At 34.8% G+C, this 17,573-nt stretch carries 17 protein-coding genes; 13 read left to right on the top strand and 4 right to left on the bottom strand.

Annotation, left to right across the window (positions count from 1 at the left end):
* Positions 1–63: 63 nt before the first annotated feature.
* From AC07XU_RS04125 to AC07XU_RS04110, 4 genes are all read left to right on the top strand, one after another.
* Complete coding sequence (locus AC07XU_RS04125) at positions 64–579, top strand: fumarate hydratase (protein ID WP_494942353.1); 516 nt, start codon at positions 64–66, stop codon at positions 577–579.
* A gap of 1 nt (position 580) precedes the next feature.
* Positions 581–1,381 carry a S1/P1 nuclease gene (locus tag AC07XU_RS04120; RefSeq protein ID WP_494942352.1) on the top strand — a complete coding sequence of 267 codons (801 nt, stop codon included), beginning with the start codon at positions 581–583 and terminating at the stop codon, positions 1,379–1,381.
* A 79-nt stretch (positions 1,382–1,460) separates the two neighbouring features.
* The gene (locus tag AC07XU_RS04115; RefSeq protein WP_494942351.1) at positions 1,461–1,898 is read left to right on the top strand and encodes a hypothetical protein; all 438 of its coding nucleotides are present in this window, start codon (positions 1,461–1,463) and stop codon (positions 1,896–1,898) included.
* Position 1,899: 1 nt separating this feature from the next.
* The gene (locus tag AC07XU_RS04110; protein ID WP_494942350.1) at positions 1,900–2,340 is read left to right on the top strand and encodes a low molecular weight protein-tyrosine-phosphatase; all 441 of its coding nucleotides are present in this window, start codon (positions 1,900–1,902) and stop codon (positions 2,338–2,340) included.
* On the opposite strand, the gene AC07XU_RS04105 is transcribed toward AC07XU_RS04110, so the two are convergent.
* Positions 2,330–2,998 (bottom strand): hypothetical protein, encoded by a 669-nt coding sequence (locus tag AC07XU_RS04105; RefSeq protein ID WP_494942349.1) that lies wholly within the window; start codon positions 2,996–2,998, stop codon positions 2,330–2,332. The two genes, AC07XU_RS04110 and AC07XU_RS04105, sit on opposite strands and share 11 nt — an antisense overlap.
* 81 nt (positions 2,999–3,079) lie before the next feature.
* On the opposite strand from AC07XU_RS04105, the gene AC07XU_RS04100 reads away from it, so the two are divergent.
* Together AC07XU_RS04100 and AC07XU_RS04095 are read left to right on the top strand one after the other, a co-directional pair.
* Entirely contained in the window at positions 3,080–3,640 is a 561-nt protein-coding gene (locus AC07XU_RS04100; protein WP_494942348.1) for a DUF1543 domain-containing protein, read from the top strand.
* Between the two features lie 94 nt (positions 3,641–3,734).
* On the top strand, positions 3,735–4,187 hold the full coding sequence (locus AC07XU_RS04095; RefSeq protein WP_494942347.1) for a PA2169 family four-helix-bundle protein: 453 nt from the start codon (positions 3,735–3,737) through the stop codon (positions 4,185–4,187).
* A gap of 69 nt (positions 4,188–4,256) precedes the next feature.
* On the opposite strand, the gene cphA is transcribed toward AC07XU_RS04095, so the two are convergent.
* Positions 4,257–6,875, bottom strand: a complete 2,619-nt coding sequence (gene cphA / locus AC07XU_RS04090) for a cyanophycin synthetase (RefSeq protein ID WP_494942346.1) — start codon at positions 6,873–6,875, stop codon at positions 4,257–4,259.
* A 268-nt stretch (positions 6,876–7,143) separates the two neighbouring features.
* On the opposite strand from cphA, the gene AC07XU_RS04085 reads away from it, so the two are divergent.
* The 5 genes from AC07XU_RS04085 to AC07XU_RS04065 all read left to right on the top strand — a co-directional run bounded on the left by AC07XU_RS04085 (position 7,144) and on the right by AC07XU_RS04065 (position 12,332).
* Positions 7,144–8,016 carry a cyanophycinase gene (locus AC07XU_RS04085; RefSeq protein ID WP_494942345.1) on the top strand — a complete coding sequence of 291 codons (873 nt, stop codon included), beginning with the start codon at positions 7,144–7,146 and terminating at the stop codon, positions 8,014–8,016.
* A gap of 97 nt (positions 8,017–8,113) precedes the next feature.
* Entirely contained in the window at positions 8,114–8,956 is an 843-nt protein-coding gene (locus tag AC07XU_RS04080; protein WP_494942344.1) for an isoaspartyl peptidase/L-asparaginase, read from the top strand.
* A 20-nt stretch (positions 8,957–8,976) separates the two neighbouring features.
* Positions 8,977–9,657 (top strand): hypothetical protein, encoded by a 681-nt coding sequence (locus tag AC07XU_RS04075; protein WP_494942343.1) that lies wholly within the window; start codon positions 8,977–8,979, stop codon positions 9,655–9,657.
* A 120-nt stretch (positions 9,658–9,777) separates the two neighbouring features.
* Positions 9,778–12,003 carry a carboxy terminal-processing peptidase gene (locus AC07XU_RS04070; protein WP_494942342.1) on the top strand — a complete coding sequence of 742 codons (2,226 nt, stop codon included), beginning with the start codon at positions 9,778–9,780 and terminating at the stop codon, positions 12,001–12,003.
* A 143-nt stretch (positions 12,004–12,146) separates the two neighbouring features.
* Positions 12,147–12,332 carry a hypothetical protein gene (locus AC07XU_RS04065; protein ID WP_494942341.1) on the top strand — a complete coding sequence of 62 codons (186 nt, stop codon included), beginning with the start codon at positions 12,147–12,149 and terminating at the stop codon, positions 12,330–12,332.
* A gap of 125 nt (positions 12,333–12,457) precedes the next feature.
* Here the strand turns inward: AC07XU_RS04065 and AC07XU_RS04060 are convergent, their stop codons facing one another.
* Positions 12,458–13,558, bottom strand: coding sequence for a CapA family protein (locus tag AC07XU_RS04060; protein ID WP_494942340.1), 1,101 nt, complete (start codon positions 13,556–13,558; stop codon positions 12,458–12,460).
* Between the two features lie 87 nt (positions 13,559–13,645).
* Positions 13,646–14,197 carry a C40 family peptidase gene (locus AC07XU_RS04055; protein ID WP_494942339.1) on the bottom strand — a complete coding sequence of 184 codons (552 nt, stop codon included), beginning with the start codon at positions 14,195–14,197 and terminating at the stop codon, positions 13,646–13,648.
* 472 nt (positions 14,198–14,669) lie between these two features.
* Here AC07XU_RS04055 and pdhA point away from each other — a divergent pair, with 472 nt between their 5' ends.
* Together pdhA and AC07XU_RS04045 are read left to right on the top strand one after the other, a co-directional pair.
* Positions 14,670–15,665 (top strand): pyruvate dehydrogenase (acetyl-transferring) E1 component subunit alpha, encoded by a 996-nt coding sequence (gene pdhA, locus AC07XU_RS04050; protein WP_494942338.1) that lies wholly within the window; start codon positions 14,670–14,672, stop codon positions 15,663–15,665.
* 29 nt (positions 15,666–15,694) lie between these two features.
* Positions 15,695–17,374 carry a dihydrolipoyl dehydrogenase family protein gene (locus AC07XU_RS04045; RefSeq protein WP_494942337.1) on the top strand — a complete coding sequence of 560 codons (1,680 nt, stop codon included), beginning with the start codon at positions 15,695–15,697 and terminating at the stop codon, positions 17,372–17,374.
* The last annotated feature ends 199 nt before the right edge of the window (positions 17,375–17,573 follow it).

Here is a 17,573-nt window from a genome sequence, read left to right as displayed (position 1 = left end):
GAGACTAAAGCAGAAAGGCAAAAGCAGAAAGATGATTTGCAAACACAAAATTGTAGCTAATTAATGATGAATTTTTTTTTTAATAGGAGTATTCTCTTTGCTTTAGTCTTTAGTCTTTCCGCTTTAGTCTTTTCATGCACCCGCTTACCAAATATACAAGGTAAGGGCGAGGCTTTGTTGCAAGGTGTTTGGAGGCAAGATAGTGTTGCAAATGCAGATCAATTGTTAAATTACACCAAACACCAATTTAAAATAACTTGCGATTCGTTTTACGTGGATTTAACAACTTATTCTAAAGTAAATTATTACGAAGATAGCTGCTTTAATAACGGCATTTGGAAAGAATACGCCAAGGGAACCTATGTGGTTAGAGGCGACACTTTACTGCTGAACGGAACTTTTACCAAAGCTAACTATAAACAAAAAGTTTCTGGCTGTTACCGAAACGGAAGATATTTAACAAGTTTTATGATCAAATCTTCTGGAGCTAATCAATTGGTTTTAGAAAGTTTAAACGATCAAAGAGAGTGTATATTGGCACTAAAAGAAAAAATTACTTGTGTGCCTAAAGAATTATAAAATGAAGAGATTTTCGAGTTTGAAAAAGGCAATTGCCTTTGTAGCTATTGCCGTTTTGCCTTTTACAGCATCGGCATGGGGTGTAATTGGTCATCGTGTAGTTGGCGACGTTGCCGATAAATACATTTCTGCTAAAACAAGATTAGCAATAAAGCAAATTTTGGGTAATGAAAGCTTGGCGATGGCTGCTAATTGGGCAGATTTTATAAAATCGGACACCAGCTACAATTATTTAGGCAATTGGCATTATGTAAACTTGCCGGCTAATTTATCACAAAGTGATGTTTTTACATTTTTAGATAAACAACCTGAGCCTAATATTTATAATAAAACCAATGAAATGATTGCTGTGCTTAAGAATAGCAAAAGTACAATGGAGCAGAAAAAGTTGGCTTTAAGATTGATTATTCATTTGGTTGGCGATATGCATCAGCCAATGCACACCGCCAGAAAAGAAGATTTGGGAGGAAATAGAATTCAGTTATTATGGTTCGGAGAAAAATCTAACTTACATAGAGTATGGGATGAAGGTTTAATTGATTTTCAGCAATTGAGTTTTACAGAATTTACAAAAGCCATTAATTTTACAACAGCACAGCAATTAGCAACCTTGCAAAAAGCTAGCTTAAAAGATTGCGTTTATGAATCTTATACTATTTGTAATAAAATTTATGCAACTGGTATTAAAAATGATGATAAACTAAGTTACCGATACAATTTCGATTGGATTGGAACAGTTAACGAGCAGTTGTTAAAAGGTGGTGTTCGTTTGGCAGGAATTTTAAATAAAATTTACAAATAGGTTTTAAGTTTAATGATTTTGAATTTGTTGTAGCGTTTCTATTGCGAACATCGTATTAGCCATATAAATTAAAAAAACCATGACAAATTTTTTATTTGCACTATTAGTTTTATTGAGCTTTTCTTGTAAAAAAGACGACGCAGCAGAAAATATTACAGCATACCATTGGGTATTAAAAGCGCAAGTGGCTAGTCCCGCTGTAACAATAAATGGTAAAACATCAGCAGATTATTTGAGCTTACAAAACCCTGAGGGATGTTCGAAGAACTTCGCATTTACATTTTATGAAAATGGTATTTTTGCAGTAAGCTCAAACGGTGCGCTTTGTGATATGGTTGCAAACTCCGATCAACAAAAATGGAGTAAAGCGGGTGATCAAATTACATTGGATTATGGATACGGCCCATCTTCTGCTACGCTTACAATTAGTGGGAACGCTTTGATTCAAACATCAAATATTATTATGAATGGTTCAACGCACACAATAGTTTCTACATATAGGGCAGAAAAAAAATAGGATGAAGATTTTAATGGTTTGCTTGGGTAATATTTGTCGCTCGCCTTTGGCAGAAGGAGTAATGCGACATTTAATTGATGAGCAAAATTTAGGATGGCAGGTTGCTTCAGCAGGTACTGGTGATTGGCATATCGGTTGTGCACCCGACAAAAGAAGTATTGCTGTAGCTAAAAGTTATGGATACGACATCTCTAACCAACGAGCGAGGTTATTTACTGCAAAAGCCTTTGATGAGTTTGATCATATATTAGTGATGGATAAAAATAACTATAGAGATGTATTAAGTTTAGCCAAAAACGATGAGCAACGAAACAAAGTGCAGTTCTTTTTGCCAAATGAAGCTAATGTCACTGATCCATATCACGATCATCAATTGTTTGAACCCGTTTTTAAACAGGTGGAAGCTAGATGTAAAGCGTTAATAGAAGAGTTTAGAAGTTAGTTTTTTTAGCTCCTGATAAATAAATGAATTGGAACATACAAAAGGAAGCTAATGCGCCAAATGTATGCCATAAGAAGTGAGTTCCGAAACTTACAATTTCCCATTTATCCGCAATGCGAAAGGTTAATGCTACAATAAATGATAGCAAGGCTATACCAACCCATTTCCCATTTTTCCATTTTGTTTTAATAAGGAAGCCCAATACCGGTAATAAAACCAGTGCAGCCATCATTGCATAGTTAATGTTTACAAACAGATTCATATTTGTAGCCATATAGTTTCTAAACAAAAATTGAAACCCAATATATACAGCTACCAATAACAATGCATAATACCATTTTATCAGCTTTGCTAAGAAATAAACACCGGCAGATATACATAAAATCATAATTGGCATCCAATCCATCATTATAAAAATTGGCCATTGTCTTAAAGCGTGATATGTTGTGCCGCCAATTCCGCCTATGTAAAGTAAAATCAAACAATAGGTTAAGAAGGGATGAGATTGATTGTCATTGAACAATTTGATAGTCCAATAAATTGCAATAGCTAAAAAAAAGCAGGAAGTTATTGCGTTTAAAGGTTCTGGAAAAAGATGTTGTAAATTGGTTTCAGTGTAAATTGTGCCACCATCTGGCGGATTTTGAGCACTCAACATAAATATAAAATTTCTTTTAAAACGTAAAGGCTATTTTAAATGTTTTAAATTAAATTTATCAATCACAACAAAAATTATTTAATGCAACTACCACAATTATACATGATTTTATTGGGTGCTACACCTAAAGGAAGAAACATAGAACAACACGATATTTTTTTCGGAATAGGAAATTCAGTTAAGGATTTATTACCAGAAATGATTGCTTTTTGGCCTGAAGCCAAAGGTAAAATACATGTAGATGCCTACAGAATTGTTAAAAAAGTTGGTAATTATAAAGTAGAGGTTATTGCTAAAGCAGAGGAGAACAAAAGTGAAATTAGGAGTTTGTTTTTTATGAATTTGGGCGGTTACAAACGTGATGAATTTGAAGAACTGCATTACAAAATGTTAGCAGTTTCTGATCAAAAAGCATTAGCAATAAAAGAAGCTAAGGAAAGCGCTTTTTACAAACACGTTGGTTTCAAAGGAGCCACATCGCATATCGATGATAAATTTGGGGTTGATGTAGATGATATATTTGAGATAAAAGATATCTTATCGAAAGAAACAAAAAGTAAATACGCTTTAAAATTCACACCTGCAGAGGAAATGGCTGAAGATGAAATATTTTTAGGGTACTTGCCTTTGTCTAAGATTTAAAGTTGATAACATTCTATATTCCTAAATGTGCTAAATTCATATAAACATTTGCCAATGTTCTATGTTCTTTAAGCACATCAAAACTATAAAAAACATGGAAACTAGAACTGTAAATGCAGAAATTTTAAACGACCTAATTCAAATTAATAATGATAGGGTTGCAGGATATGAAAAAGCAATCGAGGAATTAAAATCTGAAGATGCTGATTTAAAAACTTTATTCGTAAAAATGATCGGCGAAAGTCACAAACATAAAATGGCTTTAGCTACAGAAGTACAAGCTTTAGGCGAAGAGGCAGAAAGCGGAACTACAAACTCTGGTAAAATTTACAGAGCCTGGATGGATGTAAAAGCTATTTTTTCTGGACACGATCGTAAAACCGTTTTAAATAACTGTGAGTTTGGAGAAGATGCAGCTCAGAAAGCATATAAAATGGCATTAGAAGAAGAAGGTTTGTCAGCAGATTTAAGAAGTTTAATTACCGAACAAAAAGCTGATTTAAGAGTTTCTCACGATGAGATTAAAGCATTGAGAGACGCTCAATAAATAAAACTCCCAAAAAGCAAAAAAGCCATCCGAATTATCGAGATGGCTTTCTTGCTTATAAAGCATTAGCTATTTACTTTCTAATTCTTTATCTAGATAGTAGGTTGCCTTTTGTATGGCATTATCTATCGTATCACTTAAAATGGTAATAAATGAACCTGATTTGGCATGTGTAACTAAATTTCTCATGCAATCTTCACCATTGTTATTTATTTCAATGTTAATATCAGGCTTCACCTCAGTCAATCCTTTAATTAAGAGATCAATTAATTCTTGTTGAGTTCTACCTCTAAGATATTTCTCTTGGCAAATCACTACTTTATCAAACATCTGCGCTGCAATACGAGCTGTTTCAATAATATCTTCATTTCTTCTGTCACCAGTTCCAGAAATTACGCCAACATGTTCGGTTGCATCTACTGTTGCTAAATAATCTTTTATTCCATTAAATCCATCTGGGTTGTGCGCAAAATCTACCAGAATTTTAAAATCTTTAAATTTAAATACATTCATCCTACCGGGAGTATGCGCTGCAGATGGAATGAATGTTTCTAACGAAAGTTTAATATCCTCAGTTTTACATCCGTATAAAAATGTAGTTAAGGTAGCAGCCAAAACATTTTGGATCATAAATGAAACAGAACCGTTAAAGGTCAGCGGAATGTGTGTTGCTTTTTCAACCCTTATTTTCCAATCTCCTTTTTTAATCGTGATGTAACCGTTTTCGTAGATCGCAGAAATTCCACCTTTTTTGCTGTGCTCTTTAATAGTCGGATTTTTTTCATCCATACTAAAATAAGCTATATTACAATCGGCGCTTTGTGCAATTTTTAAACAATAAGGATTATCTGCATTCAATACAGCCCAACCACTTCTTTTTACTGCCCCTATAATTACAGATTTTACGCGGGTTAAATCATCTAAATTATTAATATCTGAAATGCCTAAGTGATCTTCTTGAATATTCGTCACTACACCGATATCGCATTTATTAAAACCTAATCCTGCACGTAAAATCCCTCCCCTTGCGGTTTCTAAAACAGCAACCTCAACAGTTGGGTCTTTTAAAATAAATTCTGCACTAAATGGGCCAGTTGTATCGCCTTTCATTAAAAGGGTATTCTGTACATATATACCGTCTGATGTTGTAAAGCCAACCCTGCTGCCATTGTTTTTTACAATGTGCGAAATTAAACGTGTTGTTGTAGTTTTGCCATTTGTACCAGTAACTGCAATAATTGGAATACGAGCAGATTTCCCTGGCGGATAAAGCATATCAATTACCGGAGCGGCAACGTTTCTTGGTAAACCTTCGCTAGGTGCCAAATGCATTCTAAAACCGGGTGCTGCATTTACTTCTAACACTACGCCACCATTTTCTGTTAAAGGCTCGGTAAGGTTTTGCGCCATAATGTCAATTCCGCAAATATCTAAACCCACTATTCTAGATATACGCTCACAATTAAAAACATTTTGTGGGTGAACTTGATCTGTAACATCAATAGATGTTCCACCAGTACTTAAATTAGCTGTAGATTTTAAGTAAACAATTTCACCTATTGGCGCAACTGTTTCTAGTGTATAGCCTTTTTTCTCTAATAAATCTTCTGTATCTCTATCTATAGTAATTTCAGTTAGTACATTTTCATGGCCATAACCTCTTCGTGGATCTGCGTTTTCTTTATCTATTAATTGTTGGATAGTACTTGATCCATCACCTTTTATATGAGCAGGTACACGTAAAGCAGCCGCTACCATTTTATGATCAATTACCAAAACTCTAAAGTCATGGCCAGTTATAAAACGTTCAACGATAATTCTTCTAGAGTATTCTTTAGCATAGTTAAATGCTGCAATTGCTTCTTCCTCGTTTTTTACGTTTATGGTTGCGCCTTTTCCATGGTTGCCATCTAGCGGTTTAAATACCAACGGAAAACCAACTTTTTTAATTGCATCATAAACATCTTCTAAAGTTGATGCGGTTACACCTTTTGCAACAGGAATAGCTGCATCGCCAAGTAAACGTTTAGTTTCATCTTTATTGCCAGCAATATCAACCGCAATGCTGCTGGTTCTTTCTGTCATTGTTGCTCTAAAACGAACTTGGTTTTTTCCATAACCCAACTGCACCAATGAACTTTTGTTTAACCTTATCCAAGGGATGTCTCTTGCAATAGCTTCATCAACAATAGAACCTGTACTTGGTCCTAAACGTTCAGATTCTCTTAATTCACGCATCTTTTGTATGTCGTGCTCTAAGTCGTATTCTTTATTATCAATTAATGCTTCCGCTATGCGAACAGCAGATTCTGCTGCAAAAACTCCAGCTTTTTCCTCGGTATAACTAAAAACAACATTGTAAATCCCATCTGTTTTGGTTTGTCTAGTTCGGCCAAAACCTGTATCCATACCGGACAAAGTTTGTATTTCTAAGGCAATGTGCTCAATTACATGGCCCATCCAAGTTCCTTCTTCAACACGCAACAAAAAACCACCAGGTGCGCTTTTACTACAACGATGAGAGTATAAAGAAGGAATCAATTTTTCAATTCTTTCTCTAAAACCATCAATCAAATTTGTCGGACGTTGCTCCATGTCTTCCAAATCCAATCTCATCTGAATTAATTTTTTTCTGTTAATTGACCAAATATTTGGTCCTCTTAGTACCTGTATGCCTAATATCTTCATTTACTTGTATTGTTAAATTGGTGGTTTAGAGCGTTTACTCAAATGAGATTCATGTCTCAAAGAAAGATTTAAAGTATAAATTTTTTTTCAATTTAATGAATAACAAAAATAAAAGATTTTAAGCGCCATTAATTTTAAATAATAGTTAAATTATATGTACTCAAATCTCCAAAATGTTAATTAAAAGTATAATATTGATAAAAAATATGTTAAATATTAGGCTAATGCATATAAAATTGGCATTTTAGCGAAAATCAAAAGAATAAACATGGCTCCAAAAGGGAAATTAATAATAATTGGTGGCGCAATTAATACAGGAAGTTTTGCCGAAACACAGTTCGGATTGCCCCAAAACATGAACTTTTTTGAGCGTGGAATTTTAAAGAGAATAACTACTGAGTCTGCTAAAGATACTGAATCAAGGTTTGAAATCATGACCACCGCTTCTCTAATTCCAGAAAAGGTTGGTGAAGAATATATCAAGGCCTTTGCTCAATTAGATGTACATAATGTTGGAGTTTTAAATATTGCAAGTAGAGAAGAAGCTAATAATCCGGCCTATGCCGAAAGAATAAAGCAAGCAGATGTTATTATTTTTACTGGCGGCGACCAGCTAAGATTGTCATCAATATTTGGAGGTACTGAAATTCATCGCGTTTTGTTAGATAAATATCAAAATACTGAGATTGTTATAGCTGGTACATCAGCAGGTGCTGCAGCAAGTTCAAAAAATATGATTTATCAAGGAAGTAGTAAAGATGCTTTGCTAAAAGGTGAAGTAAAAATTACTGGCGGATTAGGTTTTATTGATGATGTAATAGTTGACACTCACTTTGTACAAAGAGGTAGAATTGGGCGTTTGTTATATGCAGCTGCTAGTAACCCTGGCATTTTAGGAATTGGCTTAGGAGAAGATACTGGTTTATACATACAAGGAAATACCATGGAGGCAATTGGCTCTGGAATGGTAATTTTGGTTGATGGTAGACAAATGTCTGATACCAATTTAACTGATGTGGAGATGGGACAGCCAGTATCAATTAAAAATATGGTGGTACACGTAATGTGCGATACTGATGTTTATGATTTATCTACACACCAATTGGTTATTCATCATCCTAAAACTGTACCGGTAGATTAATTCTGGTTTATATTTAGCTTGTACTATATAAACTTACAAGTCTTGATACTTGATACTCGGATCTTGATACTAAAATCTCGATACTTATTGCCTAAAAATGAAAGTGATTATACATGGCGGATTTTTCAGTGAATCAGCTACCAACCAAGAAACGAAAAAAGCAAAGCAAGATGCATTAGCTGAAATTGTCGAAAAATCGTATCAATTTCTTAGCTCTCATACAGCCTTAGAAACCGTTGTTTATGCAGTTGCTCTGTTAGAAGACAATGAATTATTTAATGCAGGAATAGGTTCACAAATACAAAGTGATGGCAAGGTAAGGTTAAGCGCTTCATTAATGGATGGCAAAAGCCAAAAATTTAGTGGTGTAATTAATTTAGAGGATGTAAAAAACCCTATTGAAGTTGCCAAGGAATTGTTGGCATACGATGATCGAGTTTTAAGCGGCGATGGAGCTTTGGAATTTGCTCGTAGCAAAGGATTCGAATATTTTAATCCTATTACCGTGCAAAGACAAAAGGAATATCAAGAGAAATTAAATCAACAAAATAAAAAAGGCACAGTTGGTTGCGTTGCAATAGATGCAGAAAGAAATATTGCTGCGGCAACATCAACCGGTGGAAAGGGTTTCGAAATTCCTTGCAGGGTTAGCGATTCGGCAACCGTGGCAGGCAATTTTGCTAATGAATTTGCAGGCATATCATGCACTGGTGTTGGCGAAGATATTGTGAGTGGTGCTTTGGCCGCCAAAATAGTAACCCGCGTAAGCGATGGATTTTCTCTTAAAGATGCTTGCAATAAATCTTTTCTAGAATTGCAAGCTTTTGATGGTTTTGCTGGTGTTATTGGTATTTCGGCCGAAGGCGAAGTTTACCATTGCGATTCACATCCTTACATGGTATGGGCATCTTTTGATGGTAGTTTACAGTTGTTTAGCTAAAATTTCTATATCTTCGTAGAATGAAGAAAATCTGTTTAACGTTTTCATTCTTATTGGTGGTTATTCAAGTTAGTGCCCAAAATATTAATTCTGGTCCTCAAGATGCACCCCAAGTAGGTTCTGCAATAAATATTGCAGTTGCCCAAAATGATGAAAATCAGGCTGATGAATTTTTTGAAGACGCAGAGCGGAACGAAAAAAGAGGAGATTTAAATGAAGCGTTAACCTTATTTGGTAAGGCTGCATTTGAATACAACAACGATAGAAAATTTAGCAGATACGGCGCAACTTTGTTAAGAATGAGTAACATCCACCTGTTGCTTACCCGTTATACAGAAGCGGAGCAGGTTGTTTTAAACGCAGCCTTAAAAACATACTCTAAAATTGGCAGCAGAGCCGGACAAATGGCTTCATACAATCAATTAGGAAAAATATATTTAGCTGCCAATAAATTCACACAATCGATGTGGTTTTATACACAACAAGGTATACTTGCACGCCAATTAGGCAACAATACTTCATACATCGATTCGGTAATTGGGCTTGCCTTGGTAAAGATAAAAAAGCGTGAATATACCTTGGCTTCTAGAGATTTAAATAGGGCAGAGTTGTTAGCTAAAACATCAAAAATAACACAGTTTAACCAACAAATTAAAGCAAATAGATCTATCATTGCTGAAAAGCAAGCGGCAAAAAAATAGAAATTATACTAAAATTTTAAATTTACCGATTAAACTTTACAAAAAAGATACAGAATTTTACTGTATCTTTTTTGTTTATTTAAAAAATTGGTATCATATTGGATAACGATTTTATTAGAAATGGAACTTAAAAAAGTTAAAGAGATGTTGAGAAGAATATTGATGATAACATTTACCGCTGCGGCTTTAGCTTGCAGTGCTTCGCCGAAAGACCAAAAATTGGTTGATGGTGTTCAGAATATTAAACCAGATGATCAACAAAGTTTGGCTTTAAGGCAAGTTGTAGGACTGATAGAAAACTATAATTATAAGCAAATCAAAATTGATGATTCAATTTCCTCTATAATTTTAGATCGATATATTAAAGCTTTAGATCCTTCTAAGTATTATTTTTTAGAAAGTGATATTAAAGAATTTGAGCAATACAGAACATCCTTAGATGATGATTTTAAAAATGGTGATTTGAGTGCTCCTTTTTATATTTTCAATGTTTATTTAAAGAGATATAACAATCGTATCGATTATTCTTTAGCACAAATAAAAGCTAAGTACGATTTCAATCAGAACGATACTTATGTTTACGACAGAGAAAAAATGCCTTGGGTAAGTTCTTCAACTGCATTGGATGATATTTGGAAGAAGAGAGTAAAATATGAACTAGTTAATTTAAAAATTACTGGTTCAGATGCTACTAAAAACATTGAAACTTTAACTAAACGTTACCAAGGTTTAAAAACTCAAGCAGCTAAGTTTAACAATCAAGATGTTTTTCAAATTCTGATGGATTCGTTTACTGAAGCTATTGATCCACATACCAACTATTTCAATCCACGTAATGCCGAAGCATTTAATCAGGAAATGTCTCGCTCTATTGAAGGTATTGGTGCAACATTGCAACTTGATAATGAAGTAACCAAAATTGTTTCGGTAGTACCAGGCGGTCCAGCATTTAAAAGCAAGCAAATTAACGCTGGTGATAGAATTGTTGCTGTTGCACAAGGAGCAAATGGCGAGTTTGAAGATATTATTGGATGGAGAATTGATAATGCAGTTGCAAAAATTAAAGGACCAAAAGGAACTACTGTTCGTTTAAAAATTATCCCTGTGGGACAAGATATGTCCACCAAACCAGTAATTATCACATTGGTTAGAGAGAAAGTCATTTTAGCAGATCAATCGGCAAAGAAAACTGTAAAAACTGTTCAATCTGAAGGTAAACCATATAAAATAGGAATTATTGATGTACCTGGTTTTTATGCAGATTGGGAAGCTGCTAGAGCTGGCGATAAAAATTACAAGAGTACAACCCGTGATGTTAGATTGCTAATCGATACTTTAAAAAATATTGACAAAGTAGATGCAATTGTAGTGGATTTAAGAGCAAATGGTGGAGGTTCTTTACCTGAAGCGATTGATTTAACAGGTTTATTTATAGACAAAGGGCCGGTTGTACAGGTTAGGGAATATAACAAAGAAATTAGTGTGAATTCTGATAAAGATCCTGGTGCTGTTTGGACTGGTCCGATGGGCGTTATGATTGATAGATTGAGCGCATCAGCTTCTGAGATTTTTGCAGGTGCGATACAAGATTACGGCCGTGGTGTTGTTATGGGTACGCAAACTTATGGTAAAGGTACTGTACAACGTGTAATTTCGTTAAATGACATGTTAGATTCTTCTATTTTACAGAGAATGATGTCTGCTATTGCGGCTACAAAAGGTAAAACAAAAACTACACATGTGCCTGAAAAAGATGGAAGCACTGTTACCATAGTTGATAAAAACGGCGTTCCGCAATTAGGTCAGTTGAATTTAACAATGGGTAAATTTTACCGTATTAATGGATCAAGTACGCAACACAAAGGAGTAGTTCCTGATTTTAGTTTCCCTTCAATTTATCCATTAGATAAAATAGGCGAAGATACAGAACCATCGGCTTTGCCTTTTGATGTAATTAAACCATCAAACTACCAGAGCGTTGCTAATCTAACGGATGTAAAAGCTAATCTCTTAAAAATGCATAATGAGAGAATGGCAAGTTCAGTTGATTATAAAATTTTACAAGAAGATATTCTAGAATCTAAAAAGCGTGAGGGTGAAACTTCAATTACGTTAAATGAAGCTAAACTTAAAAAAGAACGTGATGACTTAGAAGCTAAATCTTTTGAACGTTTAAATAAATTAAGAGCATCAAGAGGATTAGCACCAGTTAAAAAAGGCGATAAAACAATTAAGGAAGAAGCTTTTGATTTTGTACAAGATGAAAGCTTAAAAATTATGGTCGATTTAATGAAAATAACAGAAGGAGCAAAAACAGCTGTAAATTCTCCTACATTTAACAAATAGATTTTAAAATTATTTTAAAACCCGCTAAAATTTAGCGGGTTTTTTTATGCTTTAAACCTAAAGATTGAGGTAATTGAATTCTTCCCACTTCTAAAAAAACAAAAAGGAAAATTTTATGTTATAGAGCTATTAAATCTAAACTTATGAACGTTAAAAGAACTTTTGGAACTGTACTTACCATATTGGGTATTATAGGTCTTATTTATGCTGGTTGGGGCTTTGTGCAACACAGCACAGGTACTAGAGAATTAATTGTGGTTGGTATTATTGGCATAATCTTCTTTATGTCTGGTATTGGCTTGGTAAGAAATACAAAAGACGAAGCCTAGTTTTTCTTCTTTAGCTATTTTTTATATAAATAAATAACTGCAAGGATTATAAATGCTAAACCTAAGCCAAAAATAAGCCCATGCTTAAAATCTTGGAACCTGTTTATTGCTAGCAAAAACATTTACTAATTTTTCAAAGTAATCCTATTATCCTCAAACTTTAACTGATTTTCCGGGAAATCGAAATTGGTTAAAGTTTGTATTTTTTTAAAGGCAGTTTGTGCTGTATCGACAGTCAATCTATTAATTTTATTCTGCTTCACAGAAACTACATCAGCCAATAAAAAATCGCCTTTGGCATTTAGTTTTAACTGTAAGAGAGGTGCAAAACCATTCGGCCCTTTTAAGCTGAACATGCCGTAAGTACAAAAATTACCTAAGCTATAAGCGATAAATTTATTTTTGTAAACCTCTACAGCGCGTGTAACATGAGGGCCGTGACCTAATACCACATCCGCACCGGCATCTATTACTCCATGTGCAAATGCATAAACATTGCCTCGATTTTCTTTATAAAATATTTCTGTTTTACGCGTTACATGCTCAAATTTAGCACCTTCTCCGCCACCATGGAAAGATACAATAACAATATCAACTTGTTGTTTTAAACTAGAAACAAGCTTTTTAGCGCTGTCAATATTTTTGATAGAAACCGTATTTTCATTAGGTGCGAATGCACAAAAAGCATACTTAACACTATCAATTTCGAAGATATCAAAGGGTTTGTTTAGCTGACCAGCGTAGTTAATTTGCAGCGAATCTAAAATCTTTGCAGTGTTTTTTCTTCCTCTAGCATCAAAATCGCCTACATGGTTATTGGCAATACTTAAAACATTAAAACCGGCATTTTTAAAAATAGCACCATATCTATCAGGCATTCTAAATGCGTAACAGCTATTTGGGTTTGAGCCAATACATTTTGAAGAGTTTCCAGAGTTTAAGAAACATCCTTCGAGGTTACCAAATACTATATCTCCTTTTAAATATTCAGCTACATTTAAAAAACTATTTACCCCGTCATCTGGCGGAAGATTTGTTTTGCTCGGAAAAGCAGAACCGAGCATCATATCGCCAACGGCAGCAATGTTAATGGTGTCTTTAATCTTCCTCAACTTCGGAGTATCAATCTTAACTGCATTATCATTTGTAGTCGTTTTATTCTGGCAGCTCATTAAAAAATAAGCTAGCCCGCAAATAATCACTAAAAGGCTTAAAAATTTCTTCATATTTAGGTATAAAAAAATCCCTCCCAAGTATGGGAAGGACTATGTATTTTTCGATCTAAAATCGTAATTCTAAAATCGTAAATTAGGTTATTCTTCAACAAAATCTTTTTTGGCGTCATCTAAAATTCTTCCACCTTTGTAAAAATAGCGGCTGTAATAAGGCTCATTTAAGTTGCTAATTTTTACACCACCAGAGCTAGAATGAGCAAAGCGGTTATCGCCTAAATAAACACCAACATGAGAAATGCTACGGCTTTTAATTTTGAAGAAAACTAAATCTCCTTCTTTCAATTCATCTTTACCCAAAGGATCTACCATACTAAAAATATCACGTGAGTTACGTAAAATAGTAGTGTTAAAAACTTTTTGGTAAATGGTCTTTGCAAAGGCCGAACAATCGATACCATTTTTGGTATTTCCTCCAAAACGGTAAGGGGTTCCAATCCACTCGTAAATAAATTTATACAATTTTAAGTTAGAGGTTGCATCTACAGCCACACCCATTACCTGCGAAAAATATTGCGAGGCTAAGTTATCTGGGTCTTCTAATTTATTGGTTTCTTTTGTTTTGTTCTGAGCAAATGAAGCTGAAAAGCTGCAAAGAACGATTAAGGTAGAAAACAAAAACTTTTTATTCATGTTATACTGTTAAGTTTGGGTAAATGACACTTACACTTAAACGTACACCACTAAGGGCTTATTGTTAGGGTAGCAAAAGTATGCTATTTACAAATGTTATCCAAATGTTAAATGTTTAAAAGTAAAAGTTATTAACATTTTATCATCTCAGCGTCCTAAAATAAATTTTTTTTTAAGATTTTATTAACTAATTGAGGGTGTAAAATTTAACAATTTTTTAGTTGATTGATTGTGGCAAACCACCTAATTACAAAATTAAATTTTAGTTGTAAATCAAATGAAATGATTAAAAAGGTTGATGTTTAACAACTAAAAAATGTTTGATTTATTAATGTGGATTGTATTTAAGCTTAAAACTCTTGTATTTCAATATTCTATCCCTATCTATTGATGATTTTACACTTAACAATAGCTTAAATTACCAGAAAAAAAATTAAATTTGCTCCACAAACAAAAAAATCAATACCTCAACATGAGTGCAGTAGAAATTAATAAGGATACCTATTTGAAGTGGTTTGAGTCGATGTTGCTGATGCGCAAATTCGAAGAAAAAACTGGACAATTATACGGACAGCAAAAAATTCGTGGTTTTTGTCATTTATATATCGGTCAAGAAGCAGTGGTTGCTGGTGCAATTTCGGCAATGGGCCCAGAAGATTCTATGATCACATCTTACAGAGATCATGCGCATGGTTTAGCTTTAGGCATGAGCGCAAATAGCATCATGGCAGAAATGTATGGTAAAATCACAGGTTGCTCTAAAGGTAAAGGTGGTTCTATGCACATTTTTAGTAAAGAGCATCATTTTTATGGCGGCCACGGTATTGTAGGTGGACAAATGCCTTTAGGTGCTGGTATTGCTTTCGCAGAAAAATACAAAGGCACTAAAAATGTAAATATTTGCTACATGGGCGATGGCGCTGTGCGTCAAGGTGCATTAAACGAATCATTTAACATGGCTATGTTGTGGAAATTGCCAGTAATTTTTGTTTGCGAAAACAATGGTTATGCAATGGGTACTTCTGTAGAACGTACTACCAACATGTCTGATATTTATAAAATTGGTTTAGGTTTTGATATGCCATGTGCGCCTGTTGATGGAATGGATCCTGTTGCTGTTCACAATGCAATGGATGAAGCAATTCAGCGTGCTCGTAATGGCGAAGGCCCAACTTTCTTAGAAATGAGAACTTACCGTTACAGAGGTCATTCAATGTCAGATCCTGCAAAATACCGTACTAAAGAAGAATTAGAAGAGTATAAAGCTAAAGATCCGATTGAGCAAGTTAGAGAAGTAATTTTAAAAGAGAAATATGCAGACGAGGATTGGATTACTTCAATTGAAGAAAAAGTAAAAGGTATTGTAGATGAATCAGTAAAATTCGCTGAAGAGTCTGCATGGCCAGATCCATCAGAGTTATACAAAGATGTATATGTACAGTCTGATTATCCTTACCAAGAAATTTAATAGAAACTCTTTTCAATAGATATATATAAATGGCTGATATAGTAAAAATGCCCAAAATGAGCGATACCATGACCGAAGGGGTGATGGCGAAGTGGCATAAGAAAGTAGGCGATAAAGTTAAAAGCGGCGATGTTTTAGCAGAAGTAGAAACTGATAAAGCAACCATGGATTTGGAATCTTATTGGGATGGAACGTTATTGTTTATTGGCGTTGAAGAAGGTAAAGCTGTTCCGGTTGATGCTGTTATTGCCGTAATTGGTAAAGAAGGCGAAGATTATAAAGCAGCTTTAGAAGCTGAGTCGGGAAGTCAGGAGAAGACCGAAAGTCCGAAAGAGGAAGCGTCTAAAGCTGAAGAGAAAAAAGAAGAAACAAAAGCAGAAGCACCAGTTCAAGGTGGTGGCTCAAGCGAAGAGGAATTAGCTAAAAAAGGCGTTACAGTAATTCGTATGCCTTTATTAAGTGATACCATGACAGAAGGCGTTATCGCCGAATGGCATAAAAAAGTTGGCGATAAAGTAAAAGATGATGACATTTTAGCTGATGTAGAAACCGATAAGGCAACTATGGAAGTGATGGGTTACGCAACAGGAACTTTATTACACGTTGGTGTACAAAAAGGTGAAGCTGCCAAAGTAAACGGCATTATTGCAATCGTTGGCCCAGAAGGAACTGATGTAAGTGGTATTTTAGCTGGCGGATCAGAGTCGGGAATTCCGAAGTCAGAAAGTCCGAAAGCTGAAAATCAAGGAGCAGATAGTCCGAAAGAGGAAGCGCCAAAAGAAGAAGAAAAAGCACAAGTAGTTTCAAATGCTAACGGTGGTCGTATTATTGCATCGCCTTTGGCTAAAAAAATTGCAAAAGATAAAGGAATTGACTTATCGCAGGTTGCTGGTAGTGCAGAAGGTGGCCGTATCATTAAAAAAGATGTAGAAAACTTTACACCTGCAGCGAAGTCGGAAAGTGCAAAAGCAGAAAGCCCGAAAGAAACTGCAGCAGCAGCTCCAGTTATTCCAACTTATGCTGGTGAAGTTAAATTCACAGAACAACCAGTTTCGCAAATGCGTAAGGTAATTGCAAAACGTTTGGCCGAAAGTTTATTTACCGCACCTCATTTCTACCTAACTGTAAGTATAGATATGGATGGCGCAATGGCTGCTCGTACGGCAATTAATGCAGTTGCTCCGGTAAAAGTATCTTTCAACGATATTGTAATTAAAGCAGTTGCTATCGCTTTGAAAAAACACCCAGCTGTAAATTCATCATGGGGTGGAGATAAAATACGTTTCAATGAGCATACCAACATTGGTGTAGCTATGGCCGTTGAAGATGGTTTATTGGTGCCAGTTGTTCGCTTTGCAGATGGTAAATCATTATCACACATCTCTGCAGAAGTTAAAGAATTTGGTGCTAAAGCAAAAGCTAAAAAACTACAACCAGCAGATTGGGAAGGTTCAACTTTTACCGTTTCTAACTTGGGTATGTTTGGTATTGATGAGTTTACATCAATCATTAACTCACCTGATGGCGCAATTTTATCTGTTGGTGCTATACAAGCAATTCCAGTGGTTAAAAATGGTGCTGTAGTTCCAGGTAACGTAATGAAATTAACTTTAGGATGTGATCACCGTGTGGTTGATGGCGCAACTGGAGCACAATTCTTACAAACCTTAAAAGGATTATTAGAAGAGCCTATTAGATTGTTGGCATAATGATCTGTCATCCTGAGCGTAGGCGAAGGATCTCATAAATATTTTTAAAGCTTCCTGATTATCGGGAAGCTTTTTTATTTTTAGAAAAGCTTATTGCTGCAGCTATCAATGTTCGTCCCGCTTTTCGTTACAATCTTTTTGCGAACGAATATGCTACAATTGTCACGCTGAGCTTGTCGAAGCGCCTTTGCAATAAACA

Source organism: Pedobacter sp. GW456-11-11-14-TSB4, from assembly GCF_059424425.1.
The sequence above is the reverse complement of the archived record's forward strand: the minus strand, read 5'-3'. Positions and strand labels throughout refer to the sequence as shown.